The organism is Streptomyces kunmingensis (assembly GCF_039533535.1).
Lineage (GTDB): Bacteria > Actinomycetota > Actinomycetes > Streptomycetales > Streptomycetaceae > Streptomyces > Streptomyces kunmingensis.
Window position 1 is genome coordinate 528987 of record NZ_BAAATS010000018.1, and the last position, 18397, is coordinate 547383.

The 18397-nt window shown below is 70.9% G+C and carries 16 protein-coding genes; 2 read left to right on the forward strand and 14 right to left on the reverse strand.

The window, feature by feature from the left end; genetic code table 11:
• Nucleotides 1-37 precede the first annotated feature (37 nt).
• Entirely contained in the window at nucleotides 38-1018 is a 981-nt protein-coding gene (locus ABD366_RS24020) for a sigma-70 family RNA polymerase sigma factor (protein ID WP_324771862.1), read from the forward strand.
• Here ABD366_RS24020 and ABD366_RS24025 read toward each other — a convergent pair.
• On the reverse strand, nucleotides 926-1312 hold the full coding sequence (locus ABD366_RS24025) for an STAS domain-containing protein (protein ID WP_324771863.1): 387 nt from the start codon (nucleotides 1310-1312) through the stop codon (nucleotides 926-928). The genes ABD366_RS24020 and ABD366_RS24025 overlap by 93 nt on opposite strands.
• A 124-nt stretch (nucleotides 1313-1436) precedes the next feature.
• Here ABD366_RS24025 and ABD366_RS24030 point away from each other — a divergent pair, with 124 nt between their 5' ends.
• Complete coding sequence (locus tag ABD366_RS24030) at nucleotides 1437-2363, forward strand: AEC family transporter (RefSeq protein WP_324771864.1); 927 nt, start codon at nucleotides 1437-1439, stop codon at nucleotides 2361-2363.
• Nucleotide 2364: 1 nt separating this feature from the next.
• On the opposite strand, the gene ABD366_RS24035 is transcribed toward ABD366_RS24030, so the two are convergent.
• The 13 genes from ABD366_RS24035 to ABD366_RS24095 form a co-directional block, all read right to left on the reverse strand.
• Nucleotides 2365-2952: a Uma2 family endonuclease gene (locus tag ABD366_RS24035; RefSeq protein WP_324771865.1), complete on the reverse strand. Its 588-nt coding sequence runs from the start codon at nucleotides 2950-2952 to the stop codon at nucleotides 2365-2367.
• A gap of 85 nt (nucleotides 2953-3037) precedes the next feature.
• The gene (locus ABD366_RS24040) at nucleotides 3038-4315 is read right to left on the reverse strand and encodes a thymidine phosphorylase (protein WP_324771866.1); all 1278 of its coding nucleotides are present in this window, start codon (nucleotides 4313-4315) and stop codon (nucleotides 3038-3040) included.
• A 117-nt stretch (nucleotides 4316-4432) separates the two neighbouring features.
• A complete protein-coding gene (locus ABD366_RS24045) occupies nucleotides 4433-4822 on the reverse strand; it encodes a cytidine deaminase (protein ID WP_324771867.1) in 390 nt (129 codons plus the stop codon).
• A complete protein-coding gene (locus ABD366_RS24050) occupies nucleotides 4819-6087 on the reverse strand; it encodes an ABC transporter permease (RefSeq protein ID WP_324771868.1) in 1269 nt (422 codons plus the stop codon). The genes ABD366_RS24045 and ABD366_RS24050 overlap by 4 nt, the downstream gene beginning before the upstream one ends.
• Entirely contained in the window at nucleotides 6087-7211 is a 1125-nt protein-coding gene (locus ABD366_RS24055) for an ABC transporter permease (RefSeq protein WP_324771884.1), read from the reverse strand. The genes ABD366_RS24050 and ABD366_RS24055 overlap by 1 nt, the downstream gene beginning before the upstream one ends.
• Before the next feature lie 5 nt (nucleotides 7212-7216).
• Complete coding sequence (locus tag ABD366_RS24060) at nucleotides 7217-8956, reverse strand: ABC transporter ATP-binding protein (RefSeq protein ID WP_324771869.1); 1740 nt, start codon at nucleotides 8954-8956, stop codon at nucleotides 7217-7219.
• A 162-nt stretch (nucleotides 8957-9118) separates the two neighbouring features.
• Nucleotides 9119-10174 (reverse strand): BMP family lipoprotein, encoded by a 1056-nt coding sequence (locus ABD366_RS24065; RefSeq protein ID WP_324771870.1) that lies wholly within the window; start codon nucleotides 10172-10174, stop codon nucleotides 9119-9121.
• 225 nt (nucleotides 10175-10399) lie between these two features.
• A complete protein-coding gene (locus tag ABD366_RS24070; RefSeq protein ID WP_324771871.1) occupies nucleotides 10400-11461 on the reverse strand; it encodes a BMP family lipoprotein in 1062 nt (353 codons plus the stop codon).
• A gap of 221 nt (nucleotides 11462-11682) precedes the next feature.
• The gene (locus ABD366_RS24075) at nucleotides 11683-12945 is read right to left on the reverse strand and encodes an amidohydrolase (RefSeq protein WP_324771872.1); all 1263 of its coding nucleotides are present in this window, start codon (nucleotides 12943-12945) and stop codon (nucleotides 11683-11685) included.
• A gap of 171 nt (nucleotides 12946-13116) precedes the next feature.
• Nucleotides 13117-14265, reverse strand: a complete 1149-nt coding sequence (locus ABD366_RS24080; RefSeq protein WP_324771873.1) for a Cmx/CmrA family chloramphenicol efflux MFS transporter — start codon at nucleotides 14263-14265, stop codon at nucleotides 13117-13119.
• Between the two features lie 734 nt (nucleotides 14266-14999).
• On the reverse strand, nucleotides 15000-16028 hold the full coding sequence (locus ABD366_RS24085; RefSeq protein ID WP_324767188.1) for a hypothetical protein: 1029 nt from the start codon (nucleotides 16026-16028) through the stop codon (nucleotides 15000-15002).
• A 70-nt stretch (nucleotides 16029-16098) separates the two neighbouring features.
• On the reverse strand, nucleotides 16099-17040 hold the full coding sequence (locus tag ABD366_RS24090; protein WP_324767189.1) for an N-acetylneuraminate synthase family protein: 942 nt from the start codon (nucleotides 17038-17040) through the stop codon (nucleotides 16099-16101).
• A gap of 14 nt (nucleotides 17041-17054) precedes the next feature.
• Entirely contained in the window at nucleotides 17055-18359 is a 1305-nt protein-coding gene (locus ABD366_RS24095; RefSeq protein WP_324767191.1) for an N-acylneuraminate cytidylyltransferase, read from the reverse strand.
• Between the last annotated feature and the right edge of the window lie 38 nt (nucleotides 18360-18397).

Sequence of the window (18397 nt, forward strand, 5' to 3'; positions counted from 1 at the left end):
GTGCTGGGACTCACAGCGGCGATGGGGGCGTTGGACGATGAGTGACACCGCGACGAAGGCCGGACTCGACGACCTGGAGAAGCACCGGGTCGAGCTGACCGGGTACTGCTATCGGATGCTGGGTTCGGCGTTCGAGGCCGAGGACGCCGTGCAGGACACGATGGTGCGGGCCTGGCGCAGCTTCGACAAGTTCGAGGGCCGCTCCTCGCTGCGCTCCTGGCTCTACCGCATCGCGACGAACGTGTGCCTGGACGCGCTGAACGCGGGGAACAAGCGGGCCCGGCCGATGGACCTGACGGCGTCGGCGCCGCTCGCGCAGGCCGCGCTGACGCCGCGCCCGGACAATGTGTGGCTGGAGCCGATGCCGGACGCGCGCGTCCTGCCGACGGTTCATGACCCGGCGGAGGCGGCGGTGGCCCGGGAATCGGTGCGGCTCGCGTTCGTCGCGGCGCTGCAGCAACTGCCCGCCAAGCAGCGGGCGGTGCTGATCCTGCGGGAGGTCCTCGCGTGGAAGGCCAGTGAGGTCGCCGAGCTGCTCGACACGTCGGTGGCGTCGGTCAACAGCGCGTTGCAGCGGGCCCGTTCGACCCTCGCGGACGCGCCGCCCGCCGACTCGGCGACGGCGGACGCGCTGGACGAGGAGCAGCAGAAGCTCCTCGCGCGCTACGTGACCGCGTTCGAGGGGTACGACATGAAGGCGCTGACCGCGCTGCTCGCCGAGGACGCCATCATGACGATGCCGCCGTTCGACCTGTGGCTGCGCGGCACGCAGGACATCACGGGCTTCATGACGACGATCGGGCACGAGTGCGCGGGCTCGCGTCTGCTGCCGGTGTCGGCGAACGGGACACCGGCGTTCGCCCACTACAAGCCGGACCCGGACAGCGGCGGGTTCGTGCCCTGGGCGATCCAGGTCCTGGAGATCTCAGACGGCCGGATCGCCGGTTTCCACTGCTTCCTCGACCTCGGCAAGCGGTGGTTCCCGCTGTTCGGGGTCCCGGACCGGCTGCCCGCCTGAGCACCCCAGGGCCTCGGCGAGTCCGGCGAGGGTGAGCAGCAGAGCGAGTTCGGGGGACGGATCGCGCAGCCGTATCCGTCCCCCGCCCCGGCGGGCGGCGAGCCCCATGCGGGCGAGCGCGTCGACGGTGACGAGATCGGTACTGGTCACCCCGGAGACATCACAGATCACGGTCGTACCAGTGCCCGGGACGCTCTCCTGGGCGGAGCGGACGCGGTCGCACAACTGGGGCGCGTCGCCCGGGCGGACCGGCCCGGCGACCACCACGACGGGAGGGGACGAGGAAGCAGTCACGCAGACAAGACCGTGCGTGCGGCCGGAACTCATCGCGGCCGGCGGGGTGCGGCGGCGTGGAGTGGGTCACGTTGTGGTGGATCAACGTTGACCTGCGGTTACTCCGCGTCCGAGGGTGGAGCCCGTGCAAGGGGTTCTCAACGGGTTCGCGGTCATCGCCATCGTCATCGGGGTCGGCTATCTCATCGGGCGGCGCGGTTATCTCGGCGAGGGCGGCCGTGCGGTCCTCACCAAGCTGGCCTTCCATGTGGCCACTCCGGCGCTGCTGTTCACGATGCTGTCCAAGGCGGACCTGTCCCTCATCCTGTCGCCGAGCCTGCTGGTCACGGCGCTGTCCACGGCTGCGATGGCCGGGATCTTCATCGCGGTGGGTGTCGTACGCGGCTGGGGTGTCGGCCGGACGACGGTCGGCGCGCTGTGCTCGTCGTACGTGAACGCGGGGAATCTCGGCATTCCGATCGCCGTGTATGTCCTCGGTGATGCCTCGCTCGTGGCGCCGGTGCTGCTCTTCCAGCAGCTTGTCGTGACGCCCATAGCCCTGACGATCCTCGACCTGGCGGAGGCGTCCGGGACACGGCAGACATGGGGGCAGCGGCTGCTCACCCCGTTCCGGAACCCGATCGCGATCGGCGCGCTGTCGGGTGTGCTGGTCTCCGCGACGGGCCTCACGGTCCCCTCCCCCGTCTTCGACCCGCTGGAACTGATCGGCAACATGTCGGTCCCGGCGATCCTCATCGCGTTCGGGATATCGCTGTGCGGGAGTTCCTGGCCGGGCGGGCGGGGCGCGGACCGGGTGCCGGTGCTGCTGTCGACGGCCTTGAAGGCGGTGGGGCAGCCGGTGGCGGCGTGGGCGCTGGCGTCGTTCGTCTTCGGCCTGCGCGGTGAGCGGCTGCTGGACGTGGTGGTGACGTCGGCGCTTCCGGCGGCCCAGAACCTGTTCACGTACGCGAGCCGTTATGGGGTGGGCGAGCGTCTGGCCCGGGAGTCGATCCTGCTGTCGACGATGGCTTCGGTGCCGGTGTTGGTGATGGTGGCGGCGTTGTTGGGGTGACTCAGGGCACGGGCCAGTCGCTTGTGCTGACGGCGAGTTCGAAGGGCGCGGGGAGTTCGACGGCCTCGCCGAACGGCGTCTCCGCCAGCACACGATAGGCGCCGTCGCTCGGTTCGCCGTAGAGCGTCACCGTCGGGCCGCCGGGAGCGAAGCGGTCGACCAGGAGATACAGCGGAATGCCCGCGGTGGCGTAGGCGTCACGCTTGATGACCCGTTCCTGCACGGCGTCGGAGCGCGACGTGATCTCCACGGCCAGCTCGGCGTGGTCCGCCGGGACGTAGTACCCGCCGCTCCGCGGCCCTTTTTCGGGCATGACGAGCACGTCGGGCAGGTACATGCCCCAGCGCGACGGAACGGCGATGGCCAGCCTCTGGTAGATGCCCCACTCGGCGGGGGCGACCTGGTGCAGCGCCCTGTGCAGGTCCCCGGCGATGAAGTGGTGCGGGGGCGCGGCCGACGGCGTCACCGTGACGACGCCCTCGACGATCTCCACCCTGCTGCCCTCGGGCCACTCCATGCACTGCCAGAAGTCGACCAGGTCGCCCCACTCGCCTTCGCGGGGCGCGAGCCACATTCCGTTCCGTGTCATTGCCCCACCGCAGCACGGTGAACGGGACCGGCGGCGGTCCACCGATCCCGTTCACCCGTACGAGGAATCCCCAGTTCAGGCGGGGTCAGGAGATACGTTCCAGCACGATCGGGCCCGCCGAGAAGTCCGTCCCCGCCGCCGCGATGTCGTACGCGCCCTCCACCGACTCAAGGGCGTAGGCGAACCGCTCGGGCGTGTCCGTGTGCAGGGTCAGCAGGGGCTGGCCCGCGGTCACCGTGTCACCGGGCTTCGCGTGGAGTTCGACGCCGGCCGCGGCCTGGACCGGGTCCTCCTTGCGGGAGCGGCCCGCGCCGAGGCGCCAGGCGGCGAGGCCGACGCCCATCGCGTCGAGACGGGTGAGGACGCCCGAGGAAGGCGCCGTGACGACGTGGGTCTCGCGGGCCGTGGGGAGTGCCGCGTCCGGGTCGCCGCCCTGGGCCGCGATCATCCGGCGCCAGGCGTCCATCGCGGAGCCGTCGGCGAGGGCCTTCGCCGGGTCGGCGTCCTTGAGGCCCGCCGCGTCGAGCATTTCGCGGGCGAGCGCGAGGGTGAGTTCGACGACGTCGGCCGGGCCGCCGCCCGCGAGGACCTCGACGGATTCGCGGACCTCGAGCGCGTTGCCCGCGGTGAGGCCGAGCGGGGTGTTCATGTCCGTCACCAGGGCGACCGTCGGCAGGCCGTGGTCGGCGCCGAGGCCGACCATCGTGCGGGCCAGTTCGCGGGCCTGCTCCAGCTCCTGCATAAAGGCGCCGGTGCCCACCTTCACGTCCAGGACCAGCGAGCCCGTGCCCTCCGCGATCTTCTTCGACATGATCGACGAGGCGATGAGCGGGATGCAGTCCACGGTCGCCGTGACATCGCGCAGCGCGTAGAGCTTCTTGTCGGCGGGGGCCAGGCCGCTGCCCGGCGCGCAGATGACGGCGCCGACGTCCTCCAGGGTGCGCATCATCTCCTCGTTGGAGATGTCCGCGCGCCAGCCGGCGATCGACTCCAGCTTGTCGAGGGTGCCGCCGGTGTGGCCGAGGCCCCGGCCCGAAAGCTGCGGCACGGCCGCGCCGCACGCCGCGACCAGGGGCGCGAGCGGCAGCGTGATCTTGTCGCCGACGCCGCCGGTGGAGTGCTTGTCGGCGGCGGGGCGGGGAAGGACCGAGAAGTCCATCCGTTCACCGGAGTTGATCATCGCCGCGGTCCAGCGGGCGATCTCCGCGCGGTCCATGCCGTTCAGGAAGATGGCCATGGCCAGGGCCGACATCTGCTCGTCGGCGACCTCGCCGCGCGTGTACGCGTCGACGACCCAGTCGATCTGCGCGTCGCTGAGCCGCCCGCGGTCCCGCTTCGTACGGATGACGGAGATGACGTCCATGGCACTTCCTCCCAGTAGCGGACCCACATACGTGCAGTCATATGCAGGCGCCGACTCTACGCGCATAGAACCAACAGAGTAAGACGGCCCCGCCAACTCGGCGGGGCCGTCCGGCAGTTACTTCCAGTCGAGGTGCTCGGGGCCGAACGCGTCGGGGAGCATCTCGCCCAGCGGGCGCACCCCCGACGCCGTCTCCAGGAGCAGCTCCCGGCCCCCGAACTCGTACAGCAGCTGACGGCAGCGGCCGCACGGCATCAGGATCTCGCCCTTGCCGTCGACACAGGTGAAGTGCGTCAGTCGGCCACCGCCGGTCAGCTGGAGCTGGGAGACCAGTCCGCACTCGGCGCACAGTCCGAGCCCGTACGAGGCGTTCTCGACGTTGCAGCCCGAGACCGTACGGCCGTCGTCGACGAGGGCGGCGGCGCCGACCGGGAAGCCCGAGTACGGAGCGTACGCGCGGGACATGGCCTCGCGGGCCGCTTCCCGCAGCGCGTCCCAGTCGGTCACTTGCCCTGCCCCTTCCGGTACGGCTGGCCGTCCGCCTTCGGCATCCGCAGTCGCTGGGCCGAGAAGGACAGCACGAGCAGCGTGACGACGTACGGCGTGGCGGTGACGAGCTGGGTCGGCACGTCGTCGGTGGTGGCGTACCACGCTGCCATGCCCGCGGCGGCGACGGCGCAGACCACACCGGCGACGTACTTCTTCTTGACCAGCATCCAGACGGCGCCGATCACCAGGAGCAGGGCGACGAGCAGGAGCAGCGCGTGCACGTTCTCCGTGCCGCCCCGCAGCTTGAGGCTGTCGGTGTAGCCGAACAGGCCGGCGCCGAGGGCGAGTCCGCCCGGCATCCAGTTGCCGAAGATCATCGCGGCGAGACCGATGTAGCCCTTACCGGCCGTCTGGCCCTCCAGGTAGAAGGGGTTCGCGACGATCGAGAGGAAGGCTCCGCCGAGGCCCGCGAGGCCGCCGGAGATGATGACGGCCAGGTACTTGTACTTGATCACGTTCACGCCGAGCGACTCGGCCGCGACCGGGTTCTCGCCGCAGGAGCGCAGGCGCAGACCGAACGACGTGCGCCACAGCGCCCACCAGGTGAACGGGATGAGCGCGACCGCGACGAGCGTGAGCGGGGAGAGGTCCGTGACCAGGCCGCCGAGGAGTCCCGCGAGGTCGGAGACGAAGAACCAGTGTTTCTCGTTCAGGGTCGTCAGCCAGTCGGAGAGGCCCGGGACCGTGATCGTGCCGAGCGAGTCGACCGGCGGGGACTGCTTCGTCGTGCCGCCCTCGACGCCCTCGAACGCGAAGTTGGAGAGGTAGCGGGTGACGCCGAGCGCGAGGATGTTGATGGCCACACCGGAGACGATGTGGTTCACGTTGAAGGTGACCGTGACGGCCGCGTGCAGCAGACCGCCGATGGCGCCGCCGATGATGCCGACGAGCACGCCGACCCACGGGCCCCACTGGTAACCGGCCCAGGCGCCGAACCAGGTGCCCAGGATCAGCATGCCTTCGAGGCCGATGTTGACCACGCCCGCGCGCTCGGCCCACAGGCCGCCGAGACCGGCGAGGCCGATGGGCACGGCGAGCTGGAGGGCCGTCGCCATCTGGCTGACGTTCGTGATGCCGTCCGCGTCGGTGATCATGCGGACGAGGGAGGTGAGTGCCAGGACGCCCGCGATGACGATCATCAGGACGGGCAGGGACAGCTTGCGGCGGCCGCCCTTGGCGGGCGGCGACGCGGGCTTCTTGTCGAGGACCGTAGCCGTGCTCATCAGGCAGCGACCTCCTTCTTGAGTTCGCTGGTGTTCTCACCGGCTGCGGCGGCGAGTTCGATGCCGACCCGGCGCTGCTGGCGGCGCTGGCCCCAGACCCGTACGGCCTCGTAGGAGACGACGACGGCGATGGTGATGATGCCCTGCATGATCACCGCGATCTCCTTGTCGTAGCCGCGCAGGTCGAGTTCCTGCGAGGCCTTCTCCAGCCAGGAGATGAGGAGTGCGGCGAAGGCGATGCCGACCGGCGAGTTACGGCCGAGGAGGGCGATGGTGATGCCCTGGAAGCCGATCGTGGTCGGGAAGGTGAGGGAGTACGTGTGCGTGTCGCCCAGCAGGAGCGGCAGACCGGCGAGGCCGGCGAGCGCGCCCGAGACGAGCATCGCGGTCAGCACCATGCGCTTGGCGTCGACACCGGAGGCGGCGGCGGCCGACTCGGAGGCGCCGGTGGCGCGCAGGTCGAAGCCGAAGCGGGTGCGGTTGAGGACGAACCAGTACGCGACGCCGAGCAGGGCCGCGATGACGACGAAGCCGTAGATCTCGCCGACGCCCTCGCCCATGTTGATGCCGGGGAACCAGCCGGACTCGTGCATGACGCCGGTCGTCTTGTTGTTGCCGACCTGCACGCCGAAGATCTCCGGCAGGTACAGGTAGCCGATCACGCTGGACGCGATCGAGTTCAGCATGATCGTCGAGACGACCTCGCTGACGCCGCGCGTCACCTTCAGGATGCCCGCGATACCGGCCCACATGGCGCCGGTAAGCATCGCGACGACGATCAGCAGCGGGATCTGCGCGAAGCCCGGAAGCGCCACCTTCGCGCCGACGATCGCGGCGACGACGGCAGCGAGCCGGTACTGGCCGTCCACGCCGATGTTGAAGAGGTTCATGCGGAAGCCGATGGCGACCGCGAGCGCGGCGAGGTAGTACATGCCGGCCTGGTTGATGATCAGGACCTGCACGTCCGAGAACGTCGCCTGCTCGAACATGATGCTGTACGGCTCGATCGGGGACTTGCCCGAGGCGAGCAGCACGATCGACGTCAGGACGACGGCGGTCAGCAGGGCGATGACCGGCCCCGAGACGCCGAGGAGCAGCCGCTCCTTGTCGAACTTGTTCTTCATGGCCATCAGGACTCGTCCTTCGACTGCCGGGCCGCATCCGCCGCCGCTGCTTCTTCTACGTGTTCCAGGTGGCCGGAGGCCGCACCCGTCATCGCCGAACCCAGCTCCTCCGGCGTGATCGTGGCCGGGTCGGCGTCGGCGACGAGCCGCCCGCGGTAGATCACGCGGAGGGTGTCGGAGAGGCCGATCAGCTCGTCCAGGTCGGCCGAGATCAGCAGCACGGCCAGGCCCTCGCGGCGGGCCTCGCGGATCTGGTCCCAGATCTGGGCCTGCGCGCCGACGTCCACGCCGCGCGTCGGGTGGGCGGCGATGAGGAAGCGGGGCTTGTGGCTCATCTCGCGGCCGACGATCAGCTTCTGCTGGTTGCCGCCGGACAGCGAGGCGGCCGTGACGTCGATGCCGGGGGTGCGGACGTCGTACTCCTCGACGATGCGGCGCGTGTCGGCCTGCGCCGCCTTGATGTCGATGAGCACGCCGCGCGCGTTCGGCTTCTCGGTGACGTGGCCGAGGATCCGGTTCTCCCACAGCGGGGAGTCCAGGAGGAGGCCGTGGCGGTGGCGGTCCTCGGGGATGTACCCGATGCCCCGCTCGCGGCGCTTGCGGGTGGCCCAGGGGGTGATCTCCTCACCCGCCAGCTCGATGGTGCCGGCGTCGGCGTGGGCGAGGCCGATGAGCGCGTCGATCAGCTCGGTCTGGCCGTTGCCCTCGACGCCCGCGATGCCGAGGACCTCGCCCTCGTGGATGGTGAAGGAGACGTTGTCCACGGCCAGCTTCACGCCGGCGCGGTCGGTCTCGGAGGCCAGCATGCCCGCGGGGGTCTGGTTGCTGAGCTGGATCGTGCCCTTGTCGATGACCGTGAGGTCGCTGACCTTGAGCATCGGGCGGTCGGTGACCGTGGACTCGCTGGTCTCCGGCGTCGGCAGCTCGCTGCCCACCATCAGCTCGGCGAGCTGGCGGGGCGTCGTCTCGGCGGGGACGGCCGTGCCGACCGTCGTGCCGCGCCGGATGACGGTGATCTCGTCGGCCACGGAGAGGACTTCGCCGAGCTTGTGCGAGATGAAGATGACGGACAAACCCTCGGCCTTGAGCTCGCGCAGGTTGTCGAAGAGCGCGTCGACCTCCTGCGGGACGAGCACGGCGGTCGGCTCGTCGAGGATCAGGGTGGTGGCGCCGCGGTAGAGGACCTTGAGGATCTCGACGCGCTGGCGGTCGGCGACGCCGAGGTCCTCGACGAGGACGTCCGGGCGCACGTTCAGGTGGTACCGCTCGGATATCTCCACGATCTTGCGGCGGGCGCGGGCCCCGATCCCGTACAGCTTCTCGCTGCCGAGCGCCACGTTCTCCAGGACCGTGAGGTTGTCGGCGAGCATGAAGTGCTGGTGGACCATGCCGATGCCGCGCGCGATGGCGTCGGCGGGCGAGGAGTACGAGACGGCCTCGCCGTCGATCGCGATAGTGCCCTCGTCCGGCTTCTGCATGCCGTAGAGGATCTTCATCAGCGTCGACTTGCCCGCACCGTTCTCACCGACGAGGGCGTGCACGGTGCCCTTGTGGACGGTGAGGTGGATGTCGTGGTTGGCGACGACGCCGGGGAAGCGTTTGGTGATGCCGGTCAGTTCGACGGCCGGCGGGCTGCTGGACGCGTTGATGGCGCACTCTCCTGAGAGACGGGGGCCTTCTACACGCGTAGAGCCCCTACGGCAGTACGAAGTGGACGCGAGCCGGTCAATTCGGGCGAATCGCATTCGAGTTGTGCGCTCCGTCCGACGCGGAGGCTGGCCCCGCCGCGAGCGGGATGCGGCCCTGTCCCCCTACCGGGACCGGCCGCACCTCGCCGCGAACGGGGTGCGGACAGGTCCCGTTTTCCGAGACTGTACGCACCCCGTTCCCCACTCATGTCCGCGTGGTTACGGCTTGCTGTTGACCTTGATCTTGCCGGTGGTGATGCCCGTCTCGGCAGCCTTCAGCGCCTTCTGCATCGCATCGTTACCGGAGAACTTGGGGTTCGAGTCGGCCAGACCGACCTCGCCCGACTTCAGGTCGCCGGTGATGACGCCGGTCTCGGGCTTGCCATCCTGAACCGACTTGGCCAGGTTGTACACGGCCGATGCCACATTCTTCGTGGCCGACGTGAGGATGTAGTCCTTGTACTTGGCCAGCGGCTTCTGGCTGTACTGGTCGGAGTCGACGCCGATCGCCCAGACCTTCGCGGTGGCGGCGGCCTCGATGACGCCCTGACCGGAGAGGCCGGCCGCGTGGTAGACCACGTCGGCGCCCTTCTCGATCTGCGCCTCGGCGGCGGTCTTGCCCTTGTCGGGGCTGGAGAAGCCGCCCTCGTCGGCGGTCTCGGTCAGGTACTGCGTGACGACCTTGGCCTTGCCGTTGGTCGCCTTCACGCCCTGCACGAAACCGGCCTCGAACTTGTGGATCAGCGGCACGTCCACACCGCCGACGAAGCCCACGGTGTTCGACTTCGTCGCCTTCGCGGCGGCGACACCGGCCAGGTACGAGGCCTCCTGCTCGCTGAAGACGAGGTCCGCGACGTTGTCCGCCTGGACCTGCGAGTCGTCCACGACGCCGAAGGTGGTCTTCGGGTACTTCGCGGCGGCGGCCTTCACGGCCGGCGCGTACGCGAAACCGATGCCCACGACCGGGTTGTAGCCCTCCTTGGCCAGGGACACAAGGCGTGCGGTCTTGTCCGCGTCCGTCTCGCCGTCGGTCGGCTCCTGGTCCTCGCCCTTGTAGCCGAACTCCTGCTCGGCCTTCTTCATGCCCTCGTACGCGGCGTCGTTGAACGACTGGTCGCCGCGGCCGCCGACGTCGTACGCGATGGCGACGCCCTTGGACTTGCCGCCGTTCTCCTTGCTTGCGGCGTCGCTGGAGGTGCCGCCACAGGCGGACAGGGAAGCGGCGAGAGCAACGGTCGCAGTGCCTGCGAGCGCTATTCGGGAAACCCGGCGCATGGGATGAGCTCCTTGTGTACAAGCACCGACGACGGACCGGACGGCGCTGGCTTCGCCGCAGATTAACGCGCGTAGAACGCGCATTGAACCCCCTCCGGCAGACCGTTATCCGTCCGTACTGAAAGCGACCGGAAGCGATCTTGTGCGGACATACAGGCGGACACAGGGGCGCGCCCCGGATCCGCGGGGGACCCGGGGCGCGCCCGGTGCTGGTGAGGGTGCGGGCTACGGCTTGGTGGCCACCGTCACCTTGCCGTCGATGATGTCCTGCTTCGCCTTCGCCACCGCGTCCGCGAGACCGGTGATCTCCTTGTACTTCGGGTTGGTCTCGGTGATGCCGACACCGCCCGCCTTGAGGTCGAACCGGGTCACGCCGGACAGCGGCTTCTTGTCGTGGACCGACTTGGCCAGCTCGTAGACGGCACGGCCGACGTCCTTGGTCGCGGAGGTCAGGATGGAGGCCTTGTACGCGGCCAGCGGCTTCTGGTTGTACTGGTCGGAGTCGACACCGATCGCCCAGACCTTCTTCGCCGCGGCGGCCTGGATGACGCCCTGACCGGAGAGACCGGCCGCGTGGTAGACCACGTCCGCGCCCTTCTCGATCTGCGCCTCGGCGGCCGTCTTGCCCTTGTCCGGGCTGGAGAAGCCGCCCTCGTCGGCGGTCTCGGTCAGATACTGCGTGACGACCTTGACCTTGCTGTTCGTGTCCTTCACGCCCTGCGTATAGCCGGCCTCGAACTTGTGGATCAGCGGCACGTCCACCCCGCCGACGAAGCCCACGGTGTTCGACTTCGTCGCCTTCGCGGCCGCGACACCCGCCAGGTAGGAGCCCTGCTCCTCGCTGAAGACGAGGTCCGCGACGTTCTTCGCGTTGATCGTGGAGTCGTCGATGATGCCGAAGGTGGTCTTCGGGTACTTCGCGGCGGCGGCCTTCACGGCCGGCGCGTACGCGAAGCCGACGCCGATGACCGGGTTGTAGCCCGACTTCGCGAGGGAGCTGAGGCGGGCGATCTTGTCCGCGTCGCTCTCGCCGTCGCTGGGCTCCTGGTCGTCGCTCTTGTACCCGAACTCCTTGTCCGCCTTGACCATGCCCGAGTACGCGGCGTCGTTGAAGGACTGGTCGCCGCGGCCGCCGACGTCGTAGGAGATGGCCAGGCCGAGGTTGCTGTCCTTCGCCTCGTCGCCCGCCTTGTCGGCGCTGGTGCCGCCGCAGGCGGTGGCGGCGAGGGCGAGGCCGGTGACGGCCACGGCTATGTGCGTGAGGCGGGACGTACGGGATCGACGCATGATGGACCGCTCCTTCGTCAACACGCCGTGTGGGGCGCTGAGTTCGGCGGAGCGTAACGCGCGTAGAAGGGGGGCGGTAGCGGGTCGGCTCCGCCGTTATCCGTTTGTTTCTCCCTGTCTTGGTGTGCGGGGGCCTCTCTGGGCTGAGGACTCGGGGCTCTGCCCCGGACCCCGCTGCTCAATCGCCGCAGGGGCTTGAAAGAGCCGATCGCCGCGGGGGCTCAGGTCGGCGCGTCCAGGAGCGCTGCCGCTGTGAAGAGTTCCACTCCTACCTTGATCGCTGATTCGTCGACGTCGAAGTCGCCCTGGTGCAGGTCGCGGGTGGTGCGGTCCTGGGGGGACTTGACGCCCAGGCGGGCCATCGCGCCGGGGACGTGCTCCAGGTACCAGGAGAAGTCCTCGCCGCCGAGGCTCTGCGGGGTGTCCTCGACGGAGTCCGGGCCACGGCGGGCCGTCATGGCGTCCCGGAGCAGGTCGGACACGGCCGGGTCGTTGACGACGGGCGGGACTCCGCGCACGTAGTTCACCACCGGCTTGGCCCGGTACAGGTCGGCGATCTCCTGGACCGCGGCGTGCACCACGTCCGGCGCCTCGCGCCAGGCGTCGAGGTCCAGGCAGCGGACGGTGCCGGAGAGCTCAGCGTGCTGCGGGATCACGTTGCACGTGTGGCCCGACTCGATGCGGCCCCAGGTGAGGACGAGCCCCGAGCGGGCGTCGACGCGGCGGGCGACCACGGCCGGGACCTCGGTGGCGACCTTGGCGACGGCGGTGACGAGGTCGGTGGTCAGATGCGGGCGGGCCGTGTGGCCGCCGGGCCCGTCGAGGGTGACGTCCAGGCGGTCGCAGGCGGAGGTGATGGCCCCGTAGCGCAGACCGATCCGCCCGGCGTCGACCTTCGGGTCGCAGTGCACGGCGATGATCTTGCGTACGCCTTCGAGGGCACCGCACTTGATCGCGTCGGCGGCGCCGCCGGGCAGCACTTCCTCGGCGGGCTGGAAGATCAGCCGCACGGGGTGCGGGAGTTCGCCGCGCCGGTCCAGCTCGGCGAGGACGAGGCCCGCGCCGAGCACCACCGTGGTGTGCACGTCGTGGCCGCAGGCGTGCGCGCGGTCCGGGACGGTGGAGCGGTACGCGCAGCCGACCTTGGAGTCGGGGATGGGCAGCGCGTCGATGTCGGCGCGCAGGGCGAGCATGCCGCGCCCGCCCTCCCACTCCCCCGTCTCCGTACCGGTGCCGATGTCGCAGACGAGGCCGGTGCCGATCCCGAGGACGCGCGGCGTCAGCCCTGCCAGTTCGAGGCGGGTCTTGAGCGCGGCGGTCGTCCGGAACTCCTGATTGCCCAGCTCAGGGTGCATGTGAAGATCGCGCCGGAAGGCTACGAGTTCGGCAAGGAGGGCTTCGGGCAGGCCGCCCGGGAGCGCACTGCCGGGGGCGGATTCCCCCGGCTGGTCGGCCTCGGACTCTCGGGACGTCAACTGGTTCACCCCATGAAGGGTAGGGCGACCCCGGCACCAACTAACCCTCGATCAACAAAAGTTCAGCCAGATTGGGGTAAGAAATATGGCTGTGCTGCGCATGTCGATCGCACAAAAGGGGTATGACCTCTCTTTCCTTCTGTGCCCGGGCCGGGAGAGAACCCGCTTTCCGGCGTATGGTCACCGCCCGGTCCGACCGGCTAGGGCGAGCGCGGCGCCCGCTGCCAGGAACGCGGCCGCGATCAGTCCCGCGCTGATCCCCGGCACCGCCCGGTAGCCGAGGCCGCCGTCGATCGCGGCTCCGCCGGCCCAGGGGCCGAGCGCGGCCCCCACGTTGAGGGCCGCTGTCGCGCAGGCGCCGGCGAGGGTGGGCGCGCCGGACGCCGCGTACAGGGCCCGTGCGATGAGCGTGGAGCCGACGGCGAAGGACAGGGCGCCCTGGACGAAGGCGAGGACGAGGAGGGCCGGGGCGCTGCCCGCCGCGAGCGCGCACAGGACCCAGCCGGCCAGGAGCGCCGTGCCGCCGCCCACGAGGACCGGCACCGGCCGCGCGTCGGCGAGCCGGCCCGCCGCACTCACCCCGGCGAACGAGCCGAGCCCGAACAGCGCGAGGAGCACCGGCACCCGGCCCGCGTCGATCCCGGCCACCTCGGTGGCGAGCGGCGCGAGGTAGGTGAACGTACAGAAGGTCGCGCCGTTCACGAGGGCGCCGAGGAGGAGGACGGTCCGCAGTCGGGGGCGGCGCAGGGCGCGCAGTTCGCGGCGGACGCTGCCGTGCACCCCGGCCGCCGCGGGAACGGATCGGGCCACCGCCACGAGCGCCGGTACGCAGATGAGGGCCACGGCCCAGAACGCGGCGCGCCAGCCGAGGAGCTGGCCGAGCAGTGCTCCGCCCGGCACCCCGGCGACGCAGGCGAGGGTGGTGCCGCCGAGCAGGAGCGAGGTGGCTCGGCCCTTGGCGTCCGGGGCGACGAGGGAGGCGGCCGTGGCGAGGGCCACCGCGAGGAACCCGGCGTTGGCCAGCGCCGCGACGACGCGGGTGCCGAGCAGTACGGCGTAGCTGCTGGTCAGGGCACCGATCACATGCACGAGCAGGAACACCGACAGGGTGCCGAAGAGGGCCGCGCGGCGCGACAGCCGTGCCCCGAGCACCGCCGTCAGCGGCGCCCCGACGATCATGCCGATGGCGAAGCCGGACGTGAGGGATCCGGCGGCGGGGATGGAGACGCCCAGGTCGCGGGCGATGTCCGGGGCGAGTCCGGACAGCATGAACTCGGAGGTCCCTTGCGCGAACACGGCGAGGGCGAGCAGGTAGAGCGGAAGAGGCACAGCGGACTCCGTGACCGTACGAGAAGGAGAGGGGTCTCGGTACGGCAGTCCGGGCGATGGCGGGCGTCAGCGGAGGCGGGATCCGGAAGGGGTGCCTCGACGCGGCGCGGGAGAAGGCCACCGGACGGCTGCCGGTGGCCGGAGTCTGTCGGACTCGGGGGTGTTCACGGGGGCAGCGTAGGCGGTGCGGGGTGGGCGGTGCCAACGGTTTCCCGCGCCGCGTCATGCCGGTGCCGGGCGGCGGGCCTGGTCGCTGCGCTGTGCTGGTGCCGGGCCGCGGACCTGGTCGCTGCACCGTGCCGGTCGCCGGGCGGCGGGCCTGGCCGCTGCACCATGCCGGTCGCCGGACCACAGACCTGTCCGCCGCACCATGCCGGTCGCCGGGGCGCGGAACTGGTCACTGCACCGTGCCGGTCGCCGGGCCACGGGCCTGGCCGTTGCACCGTGCCGGTCGCCGGGCCACGGGCCTGGCCGTTGCACCGTGCCGGTCGCCGGGCCACGGGCCTGGCCGCTGCACCATGCCGGTCGCCGGACCACGGGCCTGGCCGTTGCACCGTGCCGGTCGCCGGGGCGCGGAACTGGTCACTGCACCGTGCCGGTCGCCGGGCCGCGGGCCTGGCCGCTGCACCATGCCGGTCGCCGGGCCACGGGCCTGCGCGCCGCCGCTCCCCCGTGCCGGCCGCAGGCCTGCGCGCCGCCGCTCCCCCATGCCGGTCGGCGGGCCGCGCTCCGTGTCATACCGGCCGTACTCCCCGCGCCGATCCCGCGATGCCCGCGAGGAAGCCCTGGGCGTGGTCGGAGACGCCCTGGGTGAGCCAGGCCGGGTCGATCTCGCAGACCGCGACCTTCACGCCCGTGCCCTGGAGGGCGATCGGCAGGGTGTGCACGACCGTCGAGGGGAAGCTGAGGATGGTCCGGCCGATGGGGCCGCGGCGGGCGATGAGTTCGAGCGGCAGGTCGGGGCGGACGACTTCGAGGCCGGTCTCGGTGGCGAGGCGGTGGAGTTTGTCGGCGGCCTCGCGGCGGTGGGCGAAATAGCGGGTGGCGCCGTGCGCGGCGGCGAGCTCGCTGACCGCTTCCAGATAGCGGTCGAGGTCGACGACGCCCGTCTCCACCAGGGAGGTTCCGACCAGGTCGGCGCCGCGGGTGAGGCGGGGCGGGCCGAAGCGGGCGCGGGTCCAGGCGTAGTCGTTCTCCGCGACCGTCACCCCGTCGGGCACCTCGTCCACCGGCATGGAGGTGAACACGGACACGGACACGGCTCTGCGGCCGGCCCGTGGGGTGAGTCTGCGGCGGGCCGAGGCGGAGACGGGGGCGAACGCCAGGTCGCGGGGGCCGGGGCGGCCACCGCGCCGGTGCCAGCGTACGAGCCGTTCGCCGCGCGCGAGTTGGGAGATGAACTCCATCGTGGCCGTGCCGTCGTCGACGACGACCAGGTCGCGGGCGCGGGTGATCATCAGCAGCAGTTGTACGTAGCGGGAGAACGGGTCGCCGATGACGACGCGGTCGGCCCGGCGCAGCGCCCCCGTGAGGCCGCCGATCGTCTGGAACGGGGCACCCGCGCCACCGCGTGCTTCCTCCCAGCGCACCGAATGACCCTCTTCACGGGCCAGTTCGGCCATGCGGCGCAGCTGGCCGCGGGTCATCGGGTCGGTGGGCGAGAGCACCACGACGGTCGCCTTCGCCCCGTCCTGGTGGGCCCACTCCAGGACGTTGAGGAGCTGCACCGGGCTCTCGACGAAGCACAGGGTACTGCTGGACATGCGGCCCTCCCCAGGGACGCCGAGGCGGCCCGGCGTGGACAACCACGCCGGACCGCCGAGGAGTTGAGGCTCAGACGCCGACTGGCTCGCCGGCGGCGACGGCGATCTCCGACTCGGCGACGACGCCCGCGACGCGGCGCAGCTTCTTCATCGGGCCGAGCTCGGACTCGTAGACCTTCTTGACGCCGTCACCGAGGGACGCCTCGATGGTGCGGATGTCGCGGACGAGGCGGGTGAGGCCCTGCGGCTCGACGGAGGCGGCCTGGTCGGAGCCCCACATGGCGCGGTCGAGGGTGATGTGGCGCTCGACGAACGTGGCGCCGAGGGCGACGGCGGCGAGGGTCGTCTGCAGGCCGGTCTCGTGGCCGGAGTAGCCGATCGGGACGTTCGGGTACTCGGCCTGGAGGGTGTTGATGACGCGGAGGTTCAGCTCCTCGGCCACGGACGGGTACGTCGACGTGGCGTGGCACATGAGGATGTTGTCCGAGCCGAGGACCTCGACCGCGTGGCGGATCTGCTTCGGGGTCGACATGCCGGTCGAGAGGATGACCGTGCGGCCCGTGGCGCGCAGGGCGCGCAGCAGCTCGTCGTCGGTGAGCGAGGCGGAGGCGACCTTGTGGGCGGGGACGTCGAACTTCTCCAGGAAGGCGACGGCCTCGGTGTCCCACGGGGAGGCGAACCAGTCGATGCCGCGCTTCTTGCAGTGCTCGTCGATCTGGCGGTACTCGTCCTCGCCGAACTCGACGCGGTGGCGGTAGTCGATGTACGTCATCCGGCCCCAGGGGGTGTCCCGCTCGATGTCCCACTGGTCGCGCGGGGTGCAGATCTCCGGGGTGCGCTTCTGGAACTTGACCGCGTCGCAGCCGGCCTCGGCGGCGACGTCGATCAGCTTGAACGCGTTGTCCAGGTCGCCGTTGTGGTTGATGCCGATCTCACCGGTGATGTACACGGGGTGGCCGGGACCGGCGGTGCGCGAACCGAAGGTGCGGAGGCGGGAGTTGAGAACAGACATGAGAGGTGCGTTCCTTACTTGGTTTCGAGGGAGTCGAGAGAAGGACCGAGGATCCAGCTGGCGATCTCTCGGATCGCGCCGTCGCCACCGGGGAGGGTGGTGACCGCGCGTGCGGCGCCGCGTACGACGTCATGGGCGCTCGCGACCGCCACGGGCCAGCCGGCGACGGCGAAGCACGGGAGGTCGTTGACGTCGTTGCCGACGTAGAGCACGCGCTCCGGCGCGATGCCCTGCTCCTCGCACCACTGCTTCAGTGCGAGGTCCTTGCGGTCGATGCCGTGCAGGACCGGGATCTTGAGTTTCCGGGCCCGGGCGGCGACCACCGGGTTCTGTTCCGTGGACAGGATCAGCATGTGCAGGCCGCTCTTGCGGAGGGCCGCGATGCCGAGGCCGTCACCGCGGTGCACGGTGACGAACTCCCGTCCGTCGGAGTCGATCAGCACCCTGTCGTCGGTCTGGGTGCCGTCGAAGTCGAGGACGACCGCGTCGATGTCTTCCTTCGTCGGAAGCGTGCGCTGGTCGAAGAGGGGGGCCAGCGCGCGGGCGCGGGCCAGGTCGTGCGGGTCGTCGATCTCGAGCAGCTTCGCGGGGTCGGTGCGCACGAGTTCGGTGCGGCCGAAGAAGCGGTGCTCGTGGCGGCGGAAGCCGGTGGCCTCCATCGCGTAGACGGCGCCGGTCTCCAGGAGGTCCTGGGGGCGGTCCTGGCGGCGCGGCCGGAAGGACTTGTCGTGGTTGACGCCGTAGCCGCCGCCCGTCGCGGGCGCCTCGGTGACGAGGGTGTCGGTGCCGCCGAGGGAGGCTGCCCGTCCGGCGGCGACGGCCCCCGCCTCGTCGATCGTGTCGTCGCCGTCCCGCCACACGAAGCCGTGGAAGGGGGCCACGGTCAGGGCGCTGTCCGCGCCGCCCTCGACGATCGCGGCGACGACCCCGTCGACGTCCTCGCGGGCGATGAACGGGCTGGTGCACTGCACGAGCAGCACCACGTCCACGGCGGCGCCGTGCAGCGCCTCGTGCGCGTCCATGGCGTGCAGGACGGCCGCCTCGGAGGTGGCCTTGTCACCGGCGATGGCGGCGGGCCGGGTGACGACCTCGGCGCCCGCCTCCCGTGCGACGGCCGCGATGGCCGCGTCGTCGGTGGAGACCACGACATCGGTGACCTGCCGGCCGGCGAGGCACTCGCGGACGGCGCGGGCCACCAGGGGCACGCCGCCGACCGGGGCGAGGTTCTTGGCCGGTACTCCCTTGGAGCCGCCGCGGGCGGGGATCACGGCGAGGACGCGGCGGACCGGGGTCGCCTGTCCCGCTTCCGGGTCGGTCATCTGGGGGTCTCCTTCGAAGGACGGTTGGTTCCGCGGGC